The sequence below is a fragment of the Stenotrophomonas sp. STEN031 genome (assembly GCF_056759975.1).
This window is the reverse complement of sequence record NZ_JBRREA010000053.1, coordinates 1-23,655: the sequence shown is the minus strand read 5'-3', so window position 1 is coordinate 23,655 and position 23,655 is coordinate 1. Positions and strand designations below refer to the sequence as shown.

General features: G+C 64.0%; 22 protein-coding genes and 1 pseudogene. 7 read left to right on the top strand and 16 right to left on the bottom strand.

The window, feature by feature from the left end:
- Positions 1 to 304: 304 nt before the first annotated feature.
- The 7 genes from ACVOLQ_RS18170 to ACVOLQ_RS18140 all read right to left on the bottom strand — a co-directional run bounded on the left by ACVOLQ_RS18170 (position 305) and on the right by ACVOLQ_RS18140 (position 6,554).
- Entirely contained in the window at positions 305 to 1,306 is a 1,002-nt protein-coding gene (locus ACVOLQ_RS18170; protein WP_481528857.1) for an HlyD family secretion protein, read from the bottom strand.
- Between the two features lie 9 nt (positions 1,307 to 1,315).
- Positions 1,316 to 1,513 carry a DUF1656 domain-containing protein gene (locus ACVOLQ_RS18165; RefSeq protein WP_313170057.1) on the bottom strand — a complete coding sequence of 66 codons (198 nt, stop codon included), beginning with the start codon at positions 1,511 to 1,513 and terminating at the stop codon, positions 1,316 to 1,318.
- Positions 1,503 to 3,590, bottom strand: a complete 2,088-nt coding sequence (locus ACVOLQ_RS18160; protein WP_481528856.1) for an FUSC family protein — start codon at positions 3,588 to 3,590, stop codon at positions 1,503 to 1,505. The genes ACVOLQ_RS18165 and ACVOLQ_RS18160 overlap by 11 nt, the downstream gene beginning before the upstream one ends.
- Positions 3,591 to 3,654: 64 nt before the next feature.
- Positions 3,655 to 4,149: a MarR family winged helix-turn-helix transcriptional regulator gene (locus tag ACVOLQ_RS18155; RefSeq protein WP_293717323.1), complete on the bottom strand. Its 495-nt coding sequence runs from the start codon at positions 4,147 to 4,149 to the stop codon at positions 3,655 to 3,657.
- 90 nt (positions 4,150 to 4,239) lie between these two features.
- Positions 4,240 to 5,355, bottom strand: coding sequence for a cyclopropane fatty acyl phospholipid synthase (gene cfa, locus ACVOLQ_RS18150; protein WP_481528855.1), 1,116 nt, complete (start codon positions 5,353 to 5,355; stop codon positions 4,240 to 4,242).
- Between the two features lie 17 nt (positions 5,356 to 5,372).
- A complete protein-coding gene (locus tag ACVOLQ_RS18145) occupies positions 5,373 to 6,200 on the bottom strand; it encodes a DUF3298 and DUF4163 domain-containing protein (RefSeq protein WP_313170051.1) in 828 nt (275 codons plus the stop codon).
- Between the two features lie 60 nt (positions 6,201 to 6,260).
- Positions 6,261 to 6,554 (bottom strand): GNAT family N-acetyltransferase, encoded by a 294-nt coding sequence (locus tag ACVOLQ_RS18140; protein WP_481528854.1) that lies wholly within the window; start codon positions 6,552 to 6,554, stop codon positions 6,261 to 6,263.
- 197 nt (positions 6,555 to 6,751) lie between these two features.
- Between ACVOLQ_RS18140 and ACVOLQ_RS18135 the strand changes: the two genes are divergently transcribed.
- Positions 6,752 to 6,916, top strand: a complete 165-nt coding sequence (locus tag ACVOLQ_RS18135) for a hypothetical protein (protein WP_313170047.1) — start codon at positions 6,752 to 6,754, stop codon at positions 6,914 to 6,916.
- Between the two features lie 123 nt (positions 6,917 to 7,039).
- On the opposite strand, the gene ACVOLQ_RS18130 is transcribed toward ACVOLQ_RS18135, so the two are convergent.
- The gene (locus tag ACVOLQ_RS18130) at positions 7,040 to 7,660 is read right to left on the bottom strand and encodes a rhomboid family intramembrane serine protease (protein ID WP_481528853.1); all 621 of its coding nucleotides are present in this window, start codon (positions 7,658 to 7,660) and stop codon (positions 7,040 to 7,042) included.
- Between the two features lie 2 nt (positions 7,661 to 7,662).
- Positions 7,663 to 9,264, bottom strand: a pseudogene (locus ACVOLQ_RS18125) (POT-type proton-dependent oligopeptide transporter); the annotation flags it as partial.
- A 151-nt stretch (positions 9,265 to 9,415) separates the two neighbouring features.
- Between ACVOLQ_RS18125 and ACVOLQ_RS18120 the strand changes: the two are divergent.
- Positions 9,416 to 10,225 (top strand): endonuclease/exonuclease/phosphatase family protein, encoded by an 810-nt coding sequence (locus ACVOLQ_RS18120; RefSeq protein ID WP_481528852.1) that lies wholly within the window; start codon positions 9,416 to 9,418, stop codon positions 10,223 to 10,225.
- 226 nt (positions 10,226 to 10,451) lie between these two features.
- Here ACVOLQ_RS18120 and ACVOLQ_RS18115 read toward each other — a convergent pair whose 3' ends face one another.
- On the bottom strand, positions 10,452 to 11,063 hold the full coding sequence (locus tag ACVOLQ_RS18115) for a superoxide dismutase (RefSeq protein ID WP_313170040.1): 612 nt from the start codon (positions 11,061 to 11,063) through the stop codon (positions 10,452 to 10,454).
- A gap of 279 nt (positions 11,064 to 11,342) precedes the next feature.
- Between ACVOLQ_RS18115 and ACVOLQ_RS18110 the strand changes: the two genes are divergently transcribed.
- A complete protein-coding gene (locus tag ACVOLQ_RS18110) occupies positions 11,343 to 11,816 on the top strand; it encodes a guanyl-specific ribonuclease (RefSeq protein ID WP_481528851.1) in 474 nt (157 codons plus the stop codon).
- Positions 11,813 to 12,259 carry a barstar family protein gene (locus ACVOLQ_RS18105; protein ID WP_481528850.1) on the top strand — a complete coding sequence of 149 codons (447 nt, stop codon included), beginning with the start codon at positions 11,813 to 11,815 and terminating at the stop codon, positions 12,257 to 12,259. Before ACVOLQ_RS18110 ends, ACVOLQ_RS18105 begins: the two co-directional genes overlap by 4 nt.
- 3 nt (positions 12,260 to 12,262) lie before the next feature.
- Here the strand turns inward: ACVOLQ_RS18105 and ACVOLQ_RS18100 are convergent, their stop codons facing one another.
- The 4 genes from ACVOLQ_RS18100 to ACVOLQ_RS18085 form a co-directional block, all read right to left on the bottom strand.
- Positions 12,263 to 12,790: an SRPBCC family protein gene (locus ACVOLQ_RS18100; protein WP_481528849.1), complete on the bottom strand. Its 528-nt coding sequence runs from the start codon at positions 12,788 to 12,790 to the stop codon at positions 12,263 to 12,265.
- Positions 12,791 to 13,194: 404 nt separating this feature from the next.
- Positions 13,195 to 13,623 carry a VOC family protein gene (locus ACVOLQ_RS18095; RefSeq protein ID WP_481528848.1) on the bottom strand — a complete coding sequence of 143 codons (429 nt, stop codon included), beginning with the start codon at positions 13,621 to 13,623 and terminating at the stop codon, positions 13,195 to 13,197.
- An 85-nt stretch (positions 13,624 to 13,708) separates the two neighbouring features.
- Positions 13,709 to 15,601 carry an ATP-binding cassette domain-containing protein gene (locus tag ACVOLQ_RS18090; RefSeq protein ID WP_481528847.1) on the bottom strand — a complete coding sequence of 631 codons (1,893 nt, stop codon included), beginning with the start codon at positions 15,599 to 15,601 and terminating at the stop codon, positions 13,709 to 13,711.
- A 35-nt stretch (positions 15,602 to 15,636) separates the two neighbouring features.
- Positions 15,637 to 16,542, bottom strand: a complete 906-nt coding sequence (locus ACVOLQ_RS18085; RefSeq protein WP_313170028.1) for a LysR family transcriptional regulator — start codon at positions 16,540 to 16,542, stop codon at positions 15,637 to 15,639.
- Between the two features lie 127 nt (positions 16,543 to 16,669).
- Here ACVOLQ_RS18085 and ACVOLQ_RS18080 point away from each other — a divergent pair, with 127 nt between their 5' ends.
- Positions 16,670 to 17,698 (top strand): YeiH family protein, encoded by a 1,029-nt coding sequence (locus ACVOLQ_RS18080; protein ID WP_481528846.1) that lies wholly within the window; start codon positions 16,670 to 16,672, stop codon positions 17,696 to 17,698.
- 325 nt (positions 17,699 to 18,023) lie between these two features.
- On the opposite strand, the gene lysS is transcribed toward ACVOLQ_RS18080, so the two are convergent.
- Both lysS and prfB read right to left on the bottom strand, forming a co-directional pair.
- Positions 18,024 to 19,544: a lysine--tRNA ligase gene (gene lysS, locus ACVOLQ_RS18075; protein WP_481528845.1), complete on the bottom strand. Its 1,521-nt coding sequence runs from the start codon at positions 19,542 to 19,544 to the stop codon at positions 18,024 to 18,026.
- Positions 19,545 to 19,644: 100 nt separating this feature from the next.
- A protein-coding gene (prfB, locus tag ACVOLQ_RS18070; RefSeq protein WP_313170022.1) for a peptide chain release factor 2 occupies positions 19,645 to 20,770 on the bottom strand; the annotation gives its coding sequence in 2 pieces (ribosomal slippage) (positions 19,645 to 20,694 and positions 20,696 to 20,770; 1,125 coding nt in all).
- Positions 20,771 to 20,928: 158 nt separating this feature from the next.
- On the opposite strand from prfB, the gene ACVOLQ_RS18065 reads away from it, so the two are divergent.
- Positions 20,929 to 22,110, top strand: a complete 1,182-nt coding sequence (locus ACVOLQ_RS18065) for a pre-peptidase C-terminal domain-containing protein (protein WP_481528844.1) — start codon at positions 20,929 to 20,931, stop codon at positions 22,108 to 22,110.
- 110 nt (positions 22,111 to 22,220) lie between these two features.
- Positions 22,221 to 23,567, top strand: a complete 1,347-nt coding sequence (locus ACVOLQ_RS18060) for an ABC transporter substrate-binding protein (protein ID WP_313170018.1) — start codon at positions 22,221 to 22,223, stop codon at positions 23,565 to 23,567.
- Positions 23,568 to 23,655: the final 88 nt, after the last annotated feature.

The following is a 23,655-nucleotide window of genomic DNA, read 5'->3' as shown; positions in this document are numbered from 1 at the left end:
GCCCTTCGGGCACCTTCTCCCGCTCGCGGGAGAAGGGAGCGCGTCGGCGCTACGAGGCTCTGACGTATTGCCGGTACTCAGCATTGCGCGGCAACTCTCAGCTCAAGCAGCAGCCTGCATTCCCTTCTCCCGCGAGCGGGAGAAGGTGCCCGGAGGGCGGATGAGGGGGCTTTTGGCTTTTGGCTTTTGGCTTTTGGCTTTTGGCTTTTGGCTTTTGGCTTTTAGCTTTTAGCTTTTAGCTCCGAGCCTCGGGCGCTCCACTTCGAACTTCATACAGCCAGCAGCGAACAAACCCGACCCAGCCTTACCGCCCCTGCTCCACAATCACCGTCGCAGTCATGCCATTGGCCAGCACCACCCCCTTTGCAAGCGCGCCAGCATCCAGCTTGATCCGCACCGGAATGCGTTGCGCCAGCCGTACCCAGTTGTAGGTCGGGTTCACATTGGCCAGCAGATCACTGCCGGTCGGGCTGTCCGCATCGGTAATACCGTGCGAGATGCTCTCGATATGCCCATGCAGTTCCTGCCCGCTCATCAGCTGCACGCGCGTGCCATCGCCCACATGCAGCTCGGCAAGCTTGGTTTCTTCAAAATAGCCGTAGACCCAGAACGAGTCAGTGTCGATCACCGCCAACTTGGCCGCACCGGCAGTGGCGTAATCACCCTGCCGCACTTCCAGGTTGGTGACATAGCCATCTACCGGCGCACGCACTTCGGTGCGCTCCAGGTTCAATTCGGCCGTATCCAGTGCCGCCTGCGCCTGCTCAACTGCGGCCAATGCCTGCTGCTGCGCGGCGCTGGCCTGCTGGCGGCTGGCCTGTGCCTGGGCAACGCCGGCCCGTGCGGCCTGCGCGGCGCTGAGTGCATCGGTGCGCGCTTCTTCCGAAATCAGGCTGCCGGTGATGCGCTGGCGGCGCTCGTATTGCAGCTCGTAACGACTGGCGTTCACGCTCTGCTGTGCGGCACCGGCCGCTGCCACCTGGATGCTGGCGCCCGCCGCACGCGCCGAGGCCTGCGCCGCCGCCAGATTGCCGCGGGCCTGATTCAACGCGTTCCGATAACGCGCCGGATCGATCCGGTAGAGCACATCGCCGCGCTTCACCAACTGGTTGTCACGCACTGCCACCGCGCTCACCGGGCCGGACACATCCGGCGCTACCCGCACCACCTCCGCGCGCAGGCGGCCCTCGCGGGTCCAGGGGGAATACATGTAGTGGCGCCACATCGCCATCGCGACCAGGGCAGCAATCACCACCACCACCGCGGTGAGGGAGAAACGAAGCAGGGATTGGACTTTGGGGGTCATGGAGAGTTCTCAGAACAGCAGCAGGCCGAAGCCACCAAACAGACAGATGAAGATCGCGGTACGGAACAAGGCCGGATGCCAGACATGGCGGTACCAGCCACGCCGGCCGGCGACCGCGTCCAGCGCCCACAACAGCACGCAAACCAACAGGAACAACAACAGCAGGCCGGGAAACAGGGTTCCCGCGAAGGCGATTTCAATGGGCATGGGGATCGGTCTCCAGGGTTGAATCCGCGGCCGTGTTGTAGGCCGCCATCACCGAGCGGTCGTCCACCATCGCCAGCCGCACCAGCCGCAGGTGCAGCAGCACGCGTGCGGCCACGCCACCCTCCCCGGCCTGGGCGCGGGCAACGTCGATGGCGGCCGCCAGCGCTGCATCGGCGCGCAGCCAGGCAGCCCTGCCGGGCAGTGCGAAGAAGTCCGACAACGCCCGCACCACCGCGTCCACACCCTGATGCAGCGTTGTCGATACCGGTTCGTGGGCAACATCCTGGCGCAGGTGGATCAGCGCACGGCCGGTCTCGTTGACCGCCAATGCCCAGGCCAGCTGCTCACGTGATTCCTCGCTGCCCGGCGCGGTATGCGCCACGATCTGATGCAGCAGGTCGCTATTGCTGCTTTCAAAACGGTGCTGCAGGCCACGCAGCGGTGCCTGCGCCGCCAAACCCACCTGCGCACGCAGGCCGGCCATCTGCCGCCGGCGCAACCAGGCCGTGCCTACCAGCGGCGGCATCAGCGCGAAGCTCAGTACCGCCGCACCCATCGCGATCATGTGCGAGGTGCCTTCGTTGAAGAATCGCGTCGGGTCGAAACTATGCACGCTGGTAATGGCCAGGATGTTGACCAGGCCCATGGTGTAACCCAGCCCGAACACCGACAGCTTCGGCCGGCTGACCATATAGGGCCCCACCAGGAAGAACGGCAGCAGACCGGCGACCAGCAGCGTATAGCCCTCCATCCGCGTCAACACGGTGAAGTTGCAGACATAGGCTGCCAGCAAGCCGACCAGATAGCCCCAGCCCACCTTGCCGGTCATCCGCGCGGCATTGGGCACGGTTGCGAACAGCCCAGAGAAGATCGTTGCCAGCAGCATCACGTTGATCGCCATGGCCCAGCCGCTGGCCGCCCACAGCGCGCCCAGCAACAACATGGTGATCGCGGTACGGGCAAATGCCACGGCCGCACCAAGGTAGTCATTGCCGCGGACGAAGTGCGCACGCGCGTCGTCCTCGGTAGGCGCCACCTGTGCGGTCAGCTGCCGCCGCGCATGCACGTACTGCTCCAGCTCCTTCACGAAACGGCGCAGCAGCTGCGTACCGACATCGAAATCCTCGATCTGCGCCGCCCCCTGCAAACCGCCGCGCAGCCAAGCCGCGCGCGACGCGAGCTGCCGGCGTACCTCATGGATGCGCTCAGCCAACTGCGCCGGGTCCTGCTCACTGCCCTGCAGGGCCAGGCCCAGGGGCTGGTACAGCTGCTGCAGTGCCTGCCCTGCCGCGGGCGCAGGCTGGCGCAGCAGGCGATTGATCAGGTGGTGCAGCGACTGGAAGCTGGTCGAAGCCGCCATGAAGCGCTGGTTGAAGCGCTGCAGGTGGGCGCTGCGCGCCCGCGCGTCCGGGTCTTCGAAGATCACCGAGCTGCGCAGGTCCTCCAGCGTCACCGCATCGCGCACTACGCGCAGGTGGGCCTGTTCCATCTGCTCACGCGGCATCTCGCCCAGCAACGCGCCGCGCATGAAGCCGAGGAAGTTCTCATATTGGCCGCTGACCGCCGTGCGCAGGGTATCGCGCAGCCGCACCGGGAAGATCGTGTCGCTGATCACCGCGGTGACCAGCAGCCCCAGCAGCACCTCACTGATACGCGCGACCGCCGAGTCGAATACCTGCCCCGGCTGGGTAGCGATCACCGGCAAGGCGATGATCGCGGCGGTGTAGCCGGCCAGCACGAAGGCATAGGACTTGAAGTTGCGATGCAGGGTGGCCCCTGCGGTGCAGCCGGCAATCCACAACGCCATCAGTATCAGGAAGGGTTCGCGCTGTTGCGGGAACAGCGCCACGATCAACAACGCCGCCGCCGCGCCCACCAAGGTGCCCAGCACGCGATAGAAGGCCTTGGCCAGCACCATGCCGCTCTGCCGGTGCATGACGATGACCGTGGTCATCATCGCCGTGCCCGGTTGCGGCAGCTGCAGGCGCATCGCCAGCCAGCCGGTCAGGAAGAAGGCCACGGTGGTACGCAGCACGAACAGCCAGGTATCGGCCTCGCCTTTCAGAAAGACCCGCATTCCCGCGTACCAGGGCGTGGCTGTCGGCGTGCTCACCGATGATGGGATGGCGGGCATGCTGGACTCAGTTCGCCTCGATGCCATCGAGCATCTTCTTGAGAAGCCGCTCAAGCTGGTGCTGCTCTTGCCCATCCAGGCCCTGCACCTGCATGACCAACAGCTCCGCCATCTTGGGCAGCAGCCGCTGGATGCAGGCCAGGCCATTCGCGGTCAGGTGCAGGCCCAGCTTGCGCCGGTCATGGGCGTCCGGAATGCGCTCCAACAGGCCCTTGTTGCACAGTTGGTCGGTCAGCCGGGTGATGTTGGCCGACTTCTCGGTTGCCGCTTCGGCCAGTTCCGACGGGGTCAGTGGATGATCCGGCGTGCCGTACAACATCATCAGGATGTTGTACTCGGCGTGGCTGAGCTCGAACTCGCGCAACACCGCATTGGCGCGGTCATGGACCGTCTTGTAGATCCCTTTGACCAGGCGCACCAGCACCGCGGGCTCGCGCGGAAATCCCGGCCAGCGGGCGCAGGTGGCATCAATCCGGGTTTCTGTCGCGTCGAAGCTGCTCATGGCCTATCCGGCTCATCCAGGGATGAGGCAGATAATACACATGTGTAATATAAACTTATAAAACAGTTTCGGGGTTACAGCGTTCTACGTTCAGCGTGGCGCCACATAGCCGCCACGCACCCCGCGCGGTGACAACACCAGTTGCCACAGCTGCGAGTGGCGGGTGCGGAAGGTGGCCATGGAGCCCGCCAGGTAGAAGCGCCACATGCGCCGGAAGCGCTCGTCATAGCGTGCATCCAGCTGATCCCATGCCGCCTCCACGTTCTCGCGCCATGCCAGCAGGGTGCGGTCGTAGTCGGTACCGAAGTTGTGCCAATCCTCCAGCACGAACAGCCCTTCCATCGCATGGGTGATCTGCGCAGCCGACGGCAGCATGGAGTTGGGGAAGATGTATCTTGCGATCCATGGATCGGTGCGATCGCGACTGATGTTGGTGCCGATGCTGTGCAGCAGGAACAGGCCCTGCTCGGCCAGACAGCGCCGGGCCACCTCGAAGTAGGTGCGGTAGTTCTTGACCCCGACATGTTCGAACATGCCCACCGACAGAATGGCGTCGAACGGTTCGTCCAGCTCGCGGTAGTCCTGCAGGCGGATCTCGACCGGCAGCCCGGCGCACAGTTCGCGCGCGAACTCCGCCTGCTCCTGCGAGATGGTCACCCCCACCCCCTGCAGGCCGTAGCGCTCGGCGGCGAATTTCAGCGCCTCGCCCCAGCCGCAACCGATATCGAGCACACGCATGCCAGGCTGCAGGCCCAGCTTGCGGCAGATCAGGTCCAGCTTGGCTTCCTGCGCGTCGTCCAGATTGCCGGCGTCGCGCCAGTAACCACAGCTGTAGACCAGGCGCTTGCCGAGCATGGCCCGGTAAAGATCGTTGCCAAGGTCATAGTGGCGCTTGCCGACCTCGTAGCTGCCCTGCCCGCTCTGCAGGTTGAACAGCTTGGCCTTGAGTGCATCCCAGACCTCGCCACCGCCATGCACGCGCTCGTCCAGGCGTGCGTCGAGCAGATGGGTGAGCAGGCCATCCAGCGAATGCGCCTGCCACCAGCCCTCCATGTAACTCTCGCCCAGACCGAGCGAGCCGTCGGCCAGCACCCGCGCATAGAAGCGCGGGTCGAGGATGTCCAGGTCCTGCGGCCGATCACCGCCGGGGCGGATATCGGCCTCCTGCAGCAGTGCTTCCACACGTCGTTGCAGCCCCACATCCATCACTGACCTCCCATGTTTCAGGGGCGCGCGAACAACCCCTGGTAGTCCGCCGCAACGTGCGGCAACAACACCGCAGCCGGCACATCCACGGTCTGCGTGCCATCCGAGTACGGCCCCACCTGGTACGGCGGGAACACGAAACGCAGGGCCGAGATCTTGCCCGCCGCATCCATCACCGGCTGGAACTGGCCAAAGTTCGTGGCATCGGCCGCGGTGCCCTCATCGATCATCTTGGACAGGTTGCGAACCTGGGCCTGCTGTTCCTCAGGCGACAGGTCTTCACCCTGCGCGCGTACGGTCGCCTGTTCCAGCAACTTGTCCTCGGTGAAGTCGCTGATCGCCTGCCAGCCCTTGGCCGAGCTGATGAGATCTTCCGCCTTCAGCAGCTGCTGCTGCTCGGGCAGCCACACGAAACGCGCCACCAACGGCTGGCCATGGGCGCCACCGGTATAGCTGCTGCCATCGGCCGACACGGCCACCACTGCCGGCGTTTCCACCAGCATGTCGAAGGCGAGCGAGAGCTCGTACGGCGCGGTCGGCTTGTCGTTGCCAAGCTCGGCCACCGACTTCAACAGGTCGGCCTTGGCATGGCCAGCATAATCGCTCAGCGCATTGGCCAGGCCGGGGTACTTGGCGGCCGCCGGCGGATAGCTGATACCGATGACATAGCTTGGGGTGTTCTCAATCACATCGCGCAGATCAGCTGCCGCAGGTGCGACCGCAACCGGTGCCTGCACCGGTTCCGCGGCCGGTGCGACGGGCGCACCTTGTTCATCCTGCTTGCAACCGGCCAATGCCAGCAGCAACACCGCTGCGGCAGACGATCCCCGTACCAACCTGTTCATGCCCTTTCGTCCCTTGGAAGTATGTGCGGCCGCCCGATCAGGCTTGGCCATGCCGGCAAATTATCCCAGCAGGTCGGCATATTCGCCATGGCGTTGCATGAAGGTCGCCGCGTAGGCGCAGGCTGGCACCACCTTCCAGCCGGCGGCCCGTGCATGATCCAACGCGTAGCGGGTCAACTGCGCGGCGATGCCGCGTCCACCAATGGCCTCCGGCACCCCGGTGTGGGTGATGACCATGACCCCTGCGTCCAACTGGTAGTCCAGAACCGCGCGCTGACCATCGACCAGGGTCTGGAACCGGTGGGCGGCAGCATCGTGCTCGATGCCGGTTACCGCTGGTGTATTCAAAGTCATGGATCCTCCTGCACAAGCCTACGAATTCGGTGAAAGCGCCGTGATGACGTGCCGGGCCAATCACAAGCGCCGTATTGCGTCACTTTCCGACATCCGCGCCGCCGGCGCCAGCCCGATCAAACCATGGACTGCGTCTCAAAAGCTGGCACGGGTTTTGCTGTGTCTATTGGCAAAACAGACAGCAAGCGAGGTGCGCCATGTTCGACAACGACCACACGATGCAGATTCCTTCCAACGACCATGACGCCACCCTGCTGGAAGGTCTGTTCCAACTGACCGTTGCCGGCGACACCCAGGGCTGGGAATTCAAGAAGATCGACAGCGAAGTCTATTCGCGCTTCCTTGACAGCTACGCCGCCTGAGCCCATTCCTGCAGCTGGCGCGCAGCCCACGCCGCAGCCAGGAAGGAGGCGGGGCCGCGACGACACAATTCGCGCGGCCCCTGCCTGGACGGGCAGGCCCGTCGCCGCCCCATCCGGCGCCGGTCAGAAGCTGAAAGTAGGATTCATCAGGCTCTGCAGGAAGTGCTGCAGCAGCTCCGGCTCCATGAACAGCATGAACATCACGCCGAACGCGGCACCAGCAAGGTGTGCGCTGTGATTGACGTTGTCCCCGCCCTTCTTGTCCATCCAGATGCTGTAGCCGACGTAGAACGCGGCATAGACGATGGCCGGGGCCGGGATGAACATCACCAGGATCAGTTTCCACGGCGCAATCAGGATGTAGGCGAACAGCACCGCCGATACCGCGCCTGAGGCGCCCAGGCTCAGGTAGTTCGGGTTCTTCTGGTTCTTCAGGTAGGTCGGCAGGATCGATACCACCAGCGCCGCCAGGTAGAACAGGGGATAGACCCACCATTGCCCGGTGATGCCGAGCATGATGACCTCGATCGAGCGGCCGAAGAAATACAGGGTGACCATGTTGAAAAGCAGGTGCCCGAAATCAGCATGGATGAACCCATAGGTCACCAGCCGGTCGTACTGCTTGTGCTTGTCGATTGCTGGCGGCCACAGGATCAGCCGGTCCGCCAGCTTGCGGTTGTTGAACGCCATCCACGACACCAGTGCGGTGATGGCGATCAGGATCAGGGTTATCGGTCCTTGCATGGTCAAACCGCCCGGTAGTTGTCGACCACTTTATACCGCCGTGCATACCAGCCGAAAGCCAACGCCGCCAACAGCGCGAAGCCGGCGAAGAAGAACATCTGGAATGCAGTGACGCTCAGACCGGTGGTGGCGATGCTGCCGTTCACCGCATCGTTGCGCACCGCGAAATTGGCCAGCAGCACCCACAGGTTGCCGATGGTGGTGGTCAGGTTCCAGAAACTCATCACCACGCCCTTCATCGACTGCGGCGCCTGGCTGTAGGCAAACTCAAGGCCAGTGGCCGAGACCAGCACCTCGCCGAGGGTCAGCAGCGCATAGGGCAGCACCTGCCAGACGATGGACATAGGCTCACCGCCATCCATGACCACCTGGATACCGCCAATGACGATCCAGGCCAGGCCGCTGAACGCGATACCCGCGGTCATCCGCCGCAACGCGGTCGGCTCCCAGCCCATCCGTGCCAGCATCGGGTACAGCACAAGGTTGTTGAACGGGATGAGGATCATCACCAGCGCCGGGTTCAAGGCCTGCATCTGCCCCGCCTGGAACCAGGCCGGCTTGGTCATTTCCGCGCCCTGGATGACCCAGGTGGACGCTTTCTGGTCGAACAACGAGTGGAACGGGGTGACCAGGGCAAAAATCACCAGCACCCGCAGCACGCTGCGCACGCCGTCGACGGCGGCGTCCGGGTGAATGCCACGGGCGCGGTCCAGCTGCAGCCAAGCACCGCCGCCGATGAAGGCGATCACCACCACCAGTGCGATACAGGCGGCGATCACGAAGCCCAGCACCGGGGTCATGGCCAGCGAGACCACCGCCGCCACCAGGCCGAGCCCGGCCAGCAGCAGGCCCGGCCGGCCCTTGCCTGCCTTGTGCGCGAACAGCGCGGTGCGGATGACCTTGCTGAAGGAATGCGGGTCATCGGCCATGTCCGGCTTGACCAGCACGTACTTCTTGCGACCCAGCCAGAACACGAACGTGGCGATGAACATCAGCAGCCCCGGGATACCGAACGCCACCGACGGACCATAACTGGCCAACAACAGCGGCATCGTGAGCGATGCGAACAAGGAGCCGAAGTTGATGATCCAGTAGAAGGCATCGAAGACCTTCTTCGCCAGGTGTTTGTTGCTCTGGTCGAACTGGTCGCCAACAAAGGACGCGACCAGCGGCTTGATACCACCGGCACCAAAGGCGATCAGGCCAAGGCCGGCAAAGAAACCCATGCGGTTGTCTTCAAACACCGCGAGGAAGGCATGCCCCAGGCAGTAAACCAGGCTGAACCACAGAATGGTGTTGTACTTGCCGAAAAAGCGATCCGCGATCCAGCCACCCAGCAACGGGAAGAAGTACACACCGATCATGAAGGTGTGCATCAGGTCCTTGGCCGCCAGTGCCCGTTCACCCGAATCCAGGATGTGCTGCAGCAGGGTCGAGGTGATCAGGAACTGCACCAGGATGTTGCGCATCCCGTAGAAGCTGAACCGTTCGCAGCCCTCGTTGCCGATGATGTAGGGGATTTGGCGAGGCATCCGCCCCTTGGGCGCGGGTGTGGCTGCTACGTGGCTGGTCGTCATCTGCGGGCGATCCGTGGATACAAAGGTTGCAAGCGTAACGCATCATGCCGCCCGCCAGACCGGTTCTCACCGGTAAAACGCCTATCGCCTGCAACGGCAAAACCTTATCGGATAAGCCTGCACGCCCCTTCTACGCGGAAAGCATTACGATGACAGTCCCTCATCTTGAGGCGTTGCAATGCTGCGCTGGGGCTGTTTTGGACTGCTGGTCCTGTCATTTGCTGTCATGGCCGAGCCGGTGGTGCCGGTCATCAAGGTCGCCAACCTGCGCCTGCCCGATAGCGGCGAGACCTGGACCAGCCAGCGCGACAGGATCGCCACCTTGATGGAAACCCTGCGCCCGGACGTGATCGTGGTCCAGGACGTGCGCCAACTGGCCAACACCCCCAACCCCGCCTGCTGGCTGGGTAGCCGCCTCAAGTACAGCTGCGATTTCATCAGCGCCGACCGCCCCAGCCAGCCGATACGCCGCGGCAATGCGGTGCTGACGCGCCTCAGCGCGCAACAGGATGGCATCACCCTGCTGCATGGCGACAGCGCACCTACCGCTGCCGGCATGCAACGCCTGCAACTGCAACAGGCACAACTGAACATCTATGCCGCCAGCATGTGTCCGCGTGACAACAGCGCGGTCTCACGGGGCCACCAGGCGGCCGATCTGCGCTCATGGATGGATGCCACCGCAGATGGCCTGCCGTCACTGATCATCGGCGACTTTGCCGCCCCCACCGAAGAACTGGTGCGGCAGCTGCCGGGCTACCAGCCAGCGCGCAGGAACCCCTCCACCCGCCACGGCGACGCGCGCCTGTCTGCCGACGCCCAGCACGGCATGGATGTGCTGTACCAGGTGCGCAGCTTCGCCGACATCACCCAGCAGGCCATTCAATTGCCTGCCAGCGATGCGCAATCCCCGCCAGAGCCGCTGGGCATGATGGCGACGCTGCGCATGACCCGGATTCCAGAGGCCGCTGCCGTCGAGCAGCCTTGAAGTAGCACCGAGCTCGCCTGCAGTAGCGGCGTAAGCCACGAGGCTGGGTTTGCCGAAGCTTCAAGCATGCGTGCCATCTGACGATCTATCTGCTTCGCGGCTCACGCCGCTCCCACAAGGAAGCAGCCTGCGCGCCGCCGGACAGCCCTGAAACAACAAAGGCCGGGCAATGCCCGGCCTTTGCGTCAGCGGTGGCCGTTGGGGCCGCCGCTGCATGTCATTGCACTCAGGCAATGGCTTCCTGGTAGCGGCGCTCGACTTCCTTCCAGTTGATCAGGCTGTAGAAGGTTTCGATGAACTCGGCGCGACGGTTCTGGAACTTCAGGTAGTACGCATGCTCCCACACGTCGATGGTCAGCACCGGGGTGCGACCTTCCATCAGCGGGCTTTCCTGGTTGGAGCTCTTCTCCACCAGCAGCTTCTTGTCGGCGGTGACGCTCAGCCATGCCCAGCCGGAACCGAACTGGGTCAGCGCAGCCTTGGTGAAGGCCTCCTTGAACTTGTCGAAGCCACCCAGCTGCTCATCGATGGCCTTGGCCAAGGCGCCGCCCGGGGTGCCACCGGCGTTCGGGCCGATCACGTCCCAGAACAGCGAATGGTTGCCATGGCCACCACCCTGGTTGCGCACGCCCTGCTGCAGGTTCTCCGGCAGGGTCTTGACCTTGCGCAGCAGCTCGTCGATCGGCAGGTCGGCGTACTCGGTGCCTTCGACCAGCGCGTTGAGGTTGTTGACGTAGGTTTGGTGGTGCTTGGAGTAATGGATCTCGACCGTGGCCGCATCCATGTACGGTTCCAGCGCGTCGTAAGCGTAAGGCAGCTTGGGCAGGGTATAGGCCATCACAAATCTCCTTGGGTATATGCCTGGGGTCTGTGCCCGGAAAACCCGGGCGATGCAGATACAGCAGTGAATGGTAGGCAGGAATGCCCAACTTACCAAGACCGATGTAAAGGAAACTTTGTCCCGCCGTCGGGATCGACAGCATTTCAAGGTAATGCGCTGCCATTGTTATCGCCCTGTGAACCAACACGCGCGGACAGCGCATGAATCGCCCGTTCAACAAACTCCGGCTGACGGCGTGATAATCGTTCTCCTTTCCTTTGCTGATTGCTCGACCTGATGCGCAAGCCCTACCTTCTGGTTATAGCCATAGTCCTTCTGGTTGCAGGCCTGTGGGGCATGCGCGTCGCGCAGCAGCCACCGCCGCCGCAATTCGCGCCTTCCTTGGGTGCGGACCTCGGCGCCGGCGGCAATTCGCAGGCCGCTGCAGAAGCGCAATCCCGCGCGGCAACGCCGCGCGATCCGCTCCCAGCGTTCCTGCCGCCCGAAGCACGCCAGACCATTGCCCTGATCCAGCGCGGCGGACCCTACCCGCATCGCCAGGACGGCAGCACCTTCGGCAACCGCGAGCGCCAGCTTCCGCAGCGGCCGCGCGGCTATTACCGCGAATACACCGTGGACACACCGGGACTGAATCACCGTGGCGCCAGGCGCATCGTGACCGGTGGCGAGCCGCCGGACGCCTGGTATTACACCGACGATCACTACGAAAGCTTCCGCAGCTTTGAAGTCCCCGCCAGGAGTACGCCATGAGTGACAGCGGTTTCGACATGGGACTGGAAGACGTCAGCCAGGCCGGCGTCTACGGTGTAGGCGACGGTGACCTTGGCGGCTTGGCGGCGGTAGCCCGCGATGCCGGGCTGCGCGTATACCGCATCGACCTAGAAGGCTGCACCGACAAGCGCACCCTGTTGATGCGGCTCGGCACGCAGCTCGATTTTCCAACCGGCTGGAGTCGTAACTGGGATGCGCTGTCCGATGGATTGCGCGACTTGTCCTGGCTGCCAGCCAACGGCTATGCCTTGCTGTTCAGTGACGCCAACGACCTGCGCCAGGGCAGCCCAGCCGACTTTGATACCTTGCTGGAGGTGCTATCCGAAGCCTCGGCCAGCTGGGCCGAGGACAGGGTGGCGTTCTGGGCCTTCCTGGAGCTGCCGGGCGGCGGCGAAGAAGCGCCTGCCGACGAGGAAGAATGATCCTCAGCGGGCGGCCTGAAGCCAGCGTGCCAGGCCGTCCAATTGCTGTGCCTGGACTTTGTCCACCACCGGTGCCAAGGCGCCGAGGTCGTCTGGGCTATAGCCACCAGCCCGGTAGCGCCACGTCACCCGGGTAGACGGGCCTTCTGCCTGCAAGGTCCATTCGGCGACGCCGTGCAGGCCCATGCCCTGCATTGGTCCAAGTCCGCCGGTCAGGCGCAGGGTTTTCTGCGGATCGACGAACACGACCTGCAGATGCTGTGCCTGCTGTGCGCCCACGATTTCGCAGAAGCAGCCACCGGCACGGGCGTCGATTGACAGCTTGGCAGCCTTGCCCCACCAACTGTGGTCTTTAGGCCACCACTGATCGATGTCGGCAGTCATCGCCTGCCATACGCGCGTGGGTGCGGCTGCGATCAGGACGCTGTTTTCGACGGTGAAGCCTGCACGCGTGGAATCTTTGACTTCTGCGTGCGCGGGCAAGGCGCAGGCTGTTGCGAGCAGCAGGAGCGTATTGAGTCTGCGGTGCATGGCTGCTGCTCCTGTTGAATGACATGAGCATGCGCGGAGCGTGGTTGGGCCGCAAGCGCTGGGCTCATGGCCAAGAGCACCCCGCCCCAGCCCTCCCCTACACCTGCGGTGCAAGGGAGGGAGCGAAAGTCCTCCTTTCGGCCGAGCAGCTGAGCCCTCCCTTTCGCGCAGCGAAGGAGAGGGTTGGGAGGGGTGCTTTTGATCTTCGCCAATTGCGCGACTGCAGGGGTACAGCGAGAACCCCCTCCCCCACGCCTTCGGCGCAGGGGTTGTAGTGCCGAGCCATGCCCGGCATAAGCCGTCCCGGCAATCCATCGGCGCGGCAGCTGTAAGCCGCGAAACCTGCAAGAGCACCCCTCCCCAGCCCTCCCCTGCACCCGCGGTGCAAGGGAGGGAACAGAGCATCAGCCCAAGTCCGCCGAAACCGGCCCCTTCAGCTCGATGGTGTTGCCATCGGGGTCCCTGAAGTACAACGACAACCCGTCACCTTCAGCACCGAAATTCACCTCGGCTGCCGCCAGCGGCGTTGCACCGTGTTCGGACAGATACGCAACCAATTCCGCTTCATCGAAAGGCGCTATCCGCAGGCACAGGTGATCAACGTTGCGCGCCTCCGGCCCCGGGCCACTGCCGCCGCGCGCACCCAGCGCGCCATCCAGACTGATCAGGTCGATCATCGACACACCTGCACGCAGATGCACCAGGCCGAGATGGTCACGTCGTCGCACCACCTCGCAGCCCAGCACCGCCGAATAGAACGCAACGCTACGCTCCAGGTCGCCGACCCGGAACACCACATGATCAATACGTGTGACGTCGAACGGCCGTTTCATCATCACCTCGAAGCATCCTGGGACACCATCCTGCCGTCCTACGCGAGGACGGCAGGTGAAGCAAATGCAGGCCGCCAGAGCCGACTCAGGCGTCCAGTTCCTGCCAACGCGCGTAGGCAGCATCCAACTCGGCCTGCACCTTGCCCAGCTGCTGGGTATGCGCGGTGACCTCGGCACTGCTGCGGGTATAGAACGAAGGGTCGTTCATCGCCGAGGTCAGGCCTTCGACATCCAGTTCCAGTTGTTCGATCCTGGCCGGGAGCTGCTCCAGCTCGCGTGCATCCTTGAAACTGAGCTTGCGCTTGGGCGCCGCTGCAGGTGCTGCAGCCACCGCGGCAGCGGGTGCAGGTGCCGCGGTCGCCGACGCTTTGGCCACCGCCATCGCGGTCTGGGTCGGTGCCGGGCGCTGGCGCAGCGAGTCGCTGTAACCACCCACGTAATCGCCCACCTTGCCCTCGCCTTCCAGCACAAGGGTGGAGGTCACCACGTTGTCGAGGAAGTCACGGTCATGGCTGACCAGCAGCAGCGTGCCGGTGTAGTCGGCCAGCAGCTCTTCCAGCAGTTCCAGGGTTTCCACGTCCAGGTCGTTGGTCGGTTCGTCCATCACCAGCAGGTTGGACGGCTGCGCGAACAACTTGGCCAGCAGCAGGCGGTTGCGCTCGCCGCCAGACAGGCGGGTAATCGGCGCGCGCGCGCGTTCCGGGGTGAACAGGAAGTCCTGCAGGTAGGCATGCACGTGCTTGCGCTTGCCGTTGAGGTCGATGAAGTCCGCGCCTTCGGCCACGTTCTCGATCGCGCTCCAGTCCTCGCGCAGGGTGGCACGGTACTGGTCGAAGTAGGCAATCTGCAGATTAGTGCCCTGCCGCACTTCGCCGGTATCAGGCTGCAGGTCCCCAAGCAGCAGCTTCAGCAAGGTGGTCTTGCCGCTGCCATTGGGGCCGATCAAACCAATGCGATCACCACGCAGGATGGTGGTTTCGAAATCCTTGACCATCACCCGCTCACCGAACGCGAAGGAGATGTTCTTGATATCGATGACCTTCTTGCCGGAGTTCTCGGCACCGGCGGCTTCCAGCTTGACGTTGCCACTGAGCTCACGTCGCTGGCTGCGCTCGTTGCGCATCGCCTTGAGCCGGCGCACGCGGCCTTCGTCGCGGGTGCGGCGGGCCTTGATGCCCTGCCGGATCCACACTTCTTCCTGCGCCAGCAACTTGTCGAAGCGGGCGTTCTCGGCCGCCTGTGCATTGAGGCGCTCTTCGCGGCGGCGCTCGTAGTTGTCCCAGTCGCCCGGCCAGCTGGTCACCTGGCCGCGATCGATCTCGACGATGCGGGTGGCCAGGGCGCGCAGGAAGCGACGGTCATGGGTGACGAACACCACGCAGCCGTTCCAGCCCTTGAGGAAGGTTTCCAGCCAATCGATGGCTTCGATGTCCAGATGGTTGGTTGGTTCATCCAGCAGCAGTACGTCGGGGCCGGCGACCAGCGCACGCGCAAGCAGCACGCGGCGCTTCATGCCGCCGGACAGACGGCCGAACTCAGCGTCGCCATCCAGGTCGAGCTTGGTCAGGGTTTCCTCGACGCGCTGGTCCAGACCCCAGCCATCGGCGGCGTCGATCTTGGCCTGCACATTGCCCATGGCCTCGCCATCGAAGACCTCGGCGTGGCTCAGGCGGTGGAACTCGGCCAACCAGTGGCCAAGCTCGCCGAGGCCATCGGCGACCACGTCGAACACGCTGCCGGCAGCGCCGTGCGGCACTTCCTGCTCGAGCCGGGTGACGCGCACGCCCTGCTGCACGCGCACCTCGCCGTCATCGGGCTTGAGCTCGCCAGCCATCAGCTTCATGAGAGTGGATTTGCCGGCGCCGTTGCGGCCGATCAGGGCGATGCGCTCGCCAGTCTCGATCGACAGTTCGGCTTTTTCCAGCAACAACGGGCCGCCGACGCTGTAGTCGACGTTCTGCAAGGTAATCAAAGGCATGGGCGTATTGTACGGGCTCTGGCGGTCGACCGCGCTCAATCGTCGCTAAACACATCCGCCGGCAGGCCGAGCAGCTGGCGCAGGCTGGCCGGGATGCGCTTGCCGGGATGGCGAACCGCCCATAGCTGACGCTGCAATGGCGGCAAGGGCGTCGCCAACACCTGCAGCTTGCCCAGCGTCACCAGGTCAGCCACCGCATGCCGTGACAGGCAGGCCAGACCCAGCCCGGCGACCGCGCCCTGCTTGATCGCTTCGGTGCCGCCCAACTGCAGCACTTCCGCGAAGCCATGGAGATGCGGCAACAACGCTTGCTCGGCCGCCTCACGCGTGCCTGAACCGGGTTCGCGCAACAGCCAGCGCGCTTGCCGCAACATCGCCAGGTCCGCTCCCTTGCTGAACTGCGTCGCCAGCGGATGGCGTTCGCCAAACACCACCACCAGTTCATCCTGCTGCCAGTGCGCCACTTCCAGCCCCGGCTCGTGGCTGGGCCCCTCAATCAAGCCGACATCCACCTCCAGCCGCTGCACGGCAGTCGTGACCTCGCGGGTATTGCCGATCACCAGCTCGACATGGGCGTGTGGATTGGAGGCCTGCAGGTCAGCGATACGTGCCGGCATCAGGTAGTTGCCGATGGTGGTGCTGGCGCCGACCTGCCAACGCACGGCGGCACCGGTCTGGCTGTCGGCACGGAACCGGCGCTCGATATCGGTCATACCCGCCAGCAAGGCGCGCGCTTGCGGTAACAGGGCCCGGCCGTGGCCGTTAAGCACCAGTCGACGGCCTATCCGGTCAAACAAGGCCAGCCCGAGCAGGTTCTCCAGTTCGACCAGGGCAGCACTGACCGCTGATTGCGACAAGCCCAGCAGCTCACCTGCCGCCGTAGTGGTACCGGCTTCGGCAATGCCGGAAAAGATCTGCAGCTGACGCAGCGATAGATGCATTACCTATCTCACAAATAGGTTGATTCAACCAATATTATCCGTTTTACAGGTAATAACCAGGGGTGCAGCATGGGCTATCTTCTAATAACCCAATGTTATGAACACCTCGACCCAAGGGCTGACCTCGATGCCCCTTTCCCGCCTCCCCGGCCTGTTGCTGACGGCCGCCGTCGCCGGCCTGTCAATCTGGCTGGGCACCTTGCCGTGGATGCAGAACCACGGCATCAGCGCGCTGACCCTGGCCATCGTCATCGGCATCGTGCTGGGTAACACGGTTTACCGCAGCCTGGCGACGCGCGCCGATGCAGGCGTTGTTTTCTCCAAGGCGACCTTGCTGCGTGCCGGCATCATTCTTTACGGCCTGCGTCTTACCCTGCAGGATATCGGCCAGGTTGGCGTTGCCGGCGTGGCGATCGATGCGCTGGTGCTGTGTTCCACCTTCGGCCTGGCCTGGTGGCTGGGCACCAGGCTGCTTGGCATGGACCGCAACTCGGCCCTGCTGATCGGCGCTGGCAGCTCGATCTGTGGTGCTGCCGCGGTAATGGCAGCCGAACCGGTGATCAAGGGCCGCACCGAACAGGTCGCCGTTGCCGTGGCCACGGTGGTGGTGTTCGGCACGATCGCGATGTTCCTGTACCCGCTGCTGTACCAGTGGGGCGTGTCGGCGGGCTGGATGCCGCTGGATGAGACCGCGTTCGGCGTATTTACCGGCTCCACCGTGCATGAGGTCGCGCAGGTAGTGGCGGCTGGCCGTGCGGTCAGCGAACCTGCCGCCGATGCGGCCGTCATCACCAAGATGGTGCGGGTGATGATGTTGGCACCGTTCCTGGTTGGCCTGTCTGCCTTGCTGGCCCGCGGCCAGAACAGCAGCAATGGCGAGCGCTCGAAGATCACCATTCCGTGGTTCGCGTTTGGCTTCATCGCCATGGTCGGCTTCAACTCGCTGCAGCTACTGCCGGCCGAGGTGGTGAAGGTATTGATCGATCTGGACACCGTGCTGCTGGCCATGGCGATGGCTGCGTTGGGCCTGACCACGCATGCTTCGGCGCTGCGTCAGGCCGGTGCCAAGCCAATGTTGTTGGCTTTGCTGCTGTTCGTCTGGTTGATGGGTGGCGGGATGCTGATCAATCTTGGGGTGCGGGCTGTGCTGGGCTGAGGCGCTATTGGTAAGGCCGCTGCCGAGCATGGCTCGGCACTACAGGATTGGGGCCGCGACAGCTTTAGCCCCTCTCCCGCATGCGGGAGAGGGTTGGGGTGAGGCCAGCTGTTCGCTGGTAAAGCCCCTGCCGAGCATGGCTCGGCACTACAGGATTGGGGCCGTGGTGGCTTTAGCCCCTCTCCCGCGTGCGGGAGAGGGGTTGGGGTGAGGGGCGCTTTTCGCTGGTAACGCCGCTGCCGAGCATGGCTCGGCACTACATTTCAGAAACAAAAAAGGCCTTCCCGGTTACGGGAAGGCCTTTGCACTTTCGCTTGCAGCTCGATCAGGCTTCCGGGCGCATGTACGGGAACAGCAGCACGTCACGGATCGAGGCGCGGCCGGTCAGCATCATCACCAGGCGGTCGATGCCGATGCCCAGGCCGCCGGTCGGTGCCATGCCGTATTCCAGCGCACGGATGTAGTCGGCGTCGTAATGCATGGCTTCGTCGTCACCACCGTCCTTGGCTTCGACCTGAGCCTGGAAACGTGCGGCCTGGTCTTCCGGATCGTTCAACTCGGAGAAGCCATTGGCCAGCTCCTTGCCGTTGACGAACAACTCGAAGCGGTCGGTGTAACCAGCATCGGTATCGCTGGCGCGGGCCAGCGGCGAGACCTCGACCGGGTGATCGGTGATGAAGGTCGGCTGGATCAGGGTGTGCTCGACCGTGGCCTCGAAGATCTCCAGCAGCAGCTTGCCCCAGCCGTAGCTCGGCTTGACGCGGATCTTCAGGCGTTCGCAATGGCGCAGCAGCGCATCACGATCGGTGCAGTCGGCGGCCGAGATCTCCGGGTTGTGGTGACGCACGGCTTCGTCCATGCGCCAGCGACGGAACGCCGGGGCCAGGTCGATCTGCGCGCCATCCCATTCAACAACGGTGGTGCCCAGCACGCTCTGCGCGACGTCGCGGATCACGCCCTCGGTCAGGTCCATCACTTCGTTGTACGTGGCATAGGCCTCGTACAGCTCCATCATGGTGAATTCCGGGTTGTGGCGGGTGCTGACGCCTTCGTTGCGGAAGTTGCGGTTGATTTCGTAGACGCGCTCAAGGCCGCCAACCACCAGACGCTTCAGGTACAGCTCCGGCGCAACGCGCAGGTACAGATCCAGGTCCAGCGCATTGTGGTGGGTGGTGAACGGCTTGGCCGTGGCGCCGCCGGGGATGTAATGCATCATCGGCGTTTCGACTTCGAGGAAGTCGCGGCTGTCCAGCCATGCGCGCATCGCACGGATGATCTTGGAGCGCTTGATGAAGACCTCGCGCGACTCCGGGGTGACGATCAGATCGACGTAACGCTGGCGATAGCGCTGCTCGACATCGGCCAGGCCGTGCCACTTGTCCGGCAGCGGGCGCAGCGACTTGGTCAACAGGCGGATGCTGGTCGCCTTGACCGACAGCTCGCCGGTCTTGGTGCGGGTCAGGCCGCCTTCGACGGCGATGATGTCGCCCACGTCCCAGCCCTTGAAGGCGGCATAGATGTCGCCCAGCGCGGTGGCCTGCAGGAACAGCTGGATGCGGCCGCTCTCGTCCTGGATCTGGGCAAAGCTGGCCTTGCCCATGATGCGCTTGGCCATCAGACGGCCGGCCATCTTCACGGTACGACCGGTGGCTTCCAGGGCCTCGCCGGTCCAGACCTCGGCGTCGGCGTACTCTGCCTGCAACTTGCCGGCGAAGTCTTCGCGACGGAAGTCGTTCGGGTAGGCGATGCCCTGCCCGCGCAGTGCCGTGAGTTTCGCGCGGCGCTCGGCGATGAGGCTGTTCTCGTCGACGGGGGGCTGCTGCGTTTCAGGGGTCTGTTCGGTCATGGCTTTGATTTCTATTTGGGGGAGTTAACCAAGGTGCGGCCACCGCCGGGTGAAACCGCACCGTACAACAAGGGAATGGCCCGCGCAGGGCCATTCCGGATCACGCGTCGCTGCGTTTGGCGCCGGCTTCCAGGCCCGACTTGAGGCTGGCCTCGATGAACTCATCCAGGTCGCCGTCCAGCACCTTCTGCGTATCGGTACGCTCAACGCCGGTGCGCAGGTCCTTGATACGGCTCTGGTCGAGCACGTAGTTGCGGATCTGGCTGCCCCAGCCGATGTCCGACTTGGTCGCTTCCAGCGCGTCACGCTCGCTGTTGCGCTTCTGCACTTCCAGCTCATAGAGCTTTGCGGCCAGCATCTTCATCGCGGTGTCGCGATTCTGGTGCTGGCTACGGCCGGTCTGGCAGGCAACCACGGTATTGGTCGGGATGTGGGTGATACGCACCGCCGACTCGGTCTTGTTGACGTGCTGGCCGCCGGCACCGGAGGAACGGTACACGTCGGTGCGCAGGTCGGCCGGATTGATGTCGATCTCGATGTTGTCATCGACTTCCGGCGACACGAATACCGAGGTAAAGCTGGTGTGACGGCGGTTGTCCGAGTCGAATGGCGACTTGCGCACCAGCCGGTGAACGCCGATCTCGGTCTTCAGCCAGCCGTAGGCGAACTCGCCCTCCACCCGGAACGTAGCCGACTTGATGCCAGCGACGTCGCCGCCGGACACTTCCATCAGCTCGGTCTTCCAGCCGCGCGATTCGCACCAGCGCAGGTACATGCGCAGCATCATTTCCGCCCAGTCCTGGGCTTCGGTACCGCCGGCACCGGCCTGGATGTCGACGAAGGCGTTGCAGCTGTCCATTTCGCCCGAGAACATGCGCTGGAACTCGAGTTTCTCGATGTGCGACTGGTACTTGTCCAGGTCAGCCACCACGGCCAGCGCGGTGTCCTCGTCCTGTTCGCTCTCGGCAAGCTCCAGCAATTCGGTGGCTTCGGACAGGCCATCCAGTACATCGGCAATGCCGGTGACGGTCTTGTCCAGCACCGAGCGCTCGCGGCCCAAGGTCTGGGCATACTCGGGATTGTTCCAGATGTCCGGATTTTCGAGTTCGCGGGTTACTTCTTCGAGACGTTCTTTCTTGACGTCGTAGTCAAAGATACCCCCTGAGCGATACCACGCGATCAGTCAGATCGGTGATTCGCTGGCGGATGGGATTCAGTTCGATCATGGTCGGTCTAATAAGGCAGACAAGCTGTCAATTCTAGCACCCCGCCGGGCCCTGTATCGGTCACCCCGGCCCGGAACCCTTTCTCGCTGAATAGACACAACTTAACGTTAGAATCGCCGCCTGACCCGCGAAGACGGGGAAAGGAGACATAACTGACCATGAAGGACCTAAGCTTGAACGCCAGCCACGCTCGCCTCTTTGCTGCTATCACCATGACCTTGGCACTTACCGCCTGCCAGAAGCTGGGCGGGATTGCCGCCAGCGGCGCCGACAAGGCGCCCAACCTGACCGTCGGGGAAACGGTCTCCGGTGAGATCACCTCCTCCAGCACCCTGAACTACAACGACGGCAGCCGTCACCAGAGCTACAAAGTCACGATGAAGAGCGGCGAAGCCGTCTCGCTGGAACTGGGCGGCTCGCTCAGCGGCCAGTTGGCGGTATTCGATGGCCAGAACATGATCGCCAACGCGTCCTCCTCCGGAATGAGCGAAGGCGACTCCACGGCCAGTGCGGTCAATCTCGCTTTCCGCGCGCCGAAGGACGGCACCTATCTGGTCGCGGTCAACAGCGCCAGCGCCGACGCCTTCGGCCCGTTCAAGCTCAAGGCCGCCAAGGTCGTGCCCTACGACGGCAAGCCGTTGGCCGCCGACAGCGAGGCAACCGACTGGCTGATGGGCGACAAGCAGGAATACAAGCTCAAGATCGACAAGGCCGGCCTGTACTCCATCACCGCCGACTCCAGCGCGTTCGACTCCTACCTGCGCTTGAACGGCCGTAACGTCGAGCTGGAAGACGACGACAGCGGCGGCAGCCTCAATGCCCGCATCCAGACCTACCTGGAGCCGGGTGACTACACCATCGCCGCCTCCTCGGTGAACGGCAGCACCGGCTCCTTCAAGCTCAGCGTCAAGCTGACGCCGACGCCCAATGGCCTGGTCACCCGCGATGGCACCTCCCTGACCGTCGGCCAGACCGCGCAGTCGATGATGGACTCGCGTGGCCGTCGCACCTTCGTGCTCAACCTGGATGCGCCCAAGCAGATCCAGTTCGACGCCATCGCCGACAACTTCGACTCGGTACTGAAGATCACCGGCCCCGGCGTTGACGAAGAGAACGACGACGGCGGCAACGGCACCAACGCGCAGCTGATCCTGAACCTGCGCGCCGGCCGTTACATCGTTGCGGTCAGCAGCCTGGGCAGCCAGCAAGGCGTGTTCGAACTGGAAACCACCGATCTTGGCGGTGGCGATGTCGCTGCGCCGGCCAACAGCAACCGCAAGGATGCTGCCGAGGAAGCCGCTGCCGCTGCCGCCGACGCAGCTGCCGCCGTCATCCACTAAGCCACATCGCCCACCGCGCCCGCGGGCGTGATGGGCCCACCGCCACGCTGCCTGCCCCCGCAGGCAGCGTGGCTGCTTTTTACCCCTGCTTCCCACATCAAGGAGTTCAAGTGAAGCGATTTGCAGCCGGACTGCTGTCCCTTGCCATTGCCGCCGCCGTGCACGCCCCCGCGTATGCCGCTGGCCCGGCCCGCGCGCTCGCCATCGACGGCGACGTCTCTGGTGAAATCACCTCTTCCAGCCCGGTCAACTACAGCGACGGCACCCGCAGCCAGCTGTTCTCGTTGCAGATGGGCGCCGGCCAGGCGGTATCGCTGAAGCTGGAAGGCGCACTCAAGGGTGCGCTGGCCGTATTCAATCGTGACGTGCTGGTGTCCCGCACCGACGGCGGTGGCGAAGGCAGCACCACGCTGAGCATGCGTGCCGACAAGGCCGGCCAGTACCTGGTCGCCGTCAGCGGCGCCGATGCACGTGCCTTCGGCCCGTTCCAGCTGTCCGCCGAACCCATCGTTGCCTATGACGGCAAGCCGTTGACGGCTGGCCGCCGGGTCACCGACTGGCTGAGCAATGGTGACAAGACCTTTGTCCTGCAGGTCGACAAGCCGGGCCTGTACACCATCAACCTGGAGTCGAACGAGTTCGATGCCCGCCTCGAACTGAGCGGCAACGGCCTCAATCTGGAAGACGATGACGGCGGCAGCAACCTCAACTCGCGCCTGGTCGCTCCGCTGCAGCCGGGCCGCTACACCCTGACCGCCGGCGGCCTGGGTGAGGCTTCCGGCGCGTTCTATCTGGGCGTCGAACAGTCGGATTTCCCGGAAGGCCTGGTCTTCAATGACGGCACCAACCTGCCGTTGGAAGGCACCGTCAGCGGCTTCATTGGCGCCGACGACACCCGCAGCTTCGTGCTGAACCTGCCGGAACGCCGTCGCGTGCAGCTCGATGCCAGCGGCAAGGAACTGGACACCATGCTCACCATCCAGGGTGGCGATATCACCCTCAGCGATGACGACGGCGGCGGCGGTGTCAATTCGCGCATCAGCCAGGTGCTGGATGCCGGTGAATACAACGTGTCGGTGCGCTCGGTGAACAGCCGTGGCGGTGTGTTCCAGCTCGCCACCGCCACTGCAGCCGCGCCGGATGGCCCGACCCGTCCCGAGCTCAAGCTTGGCCGCGAAGTCACCGGCCAGCTGCGCGCAGGCAACCGTGACCTGTACACCCTTGAGATTCCGCGCAAGGGCAAGTATGTGATCAGCATGACCGCAGGCTCCTCCAGCCTGGATGGCATGATCACCCTGATGCGCAATGGCGAAGAAGTTGCCCAGCAGGATGACAGCGACTCCAGCCTCGATCCGAACCTGGAGATCGACCTGGAAGCCGGTCGTTACATCGTTCTCGCACACAGCTTCGATCCGAACGCCACCGGCAGCTACCGCCTGCTGGCACGTCGCAAGTAAGCAAGCGGCACCCAAAGCCCCCAACCAGAAAACAGGCATAGGGCATTTAATTTTTAACGAGCCGCGATTAAAGCCGAAGCACCCCCAC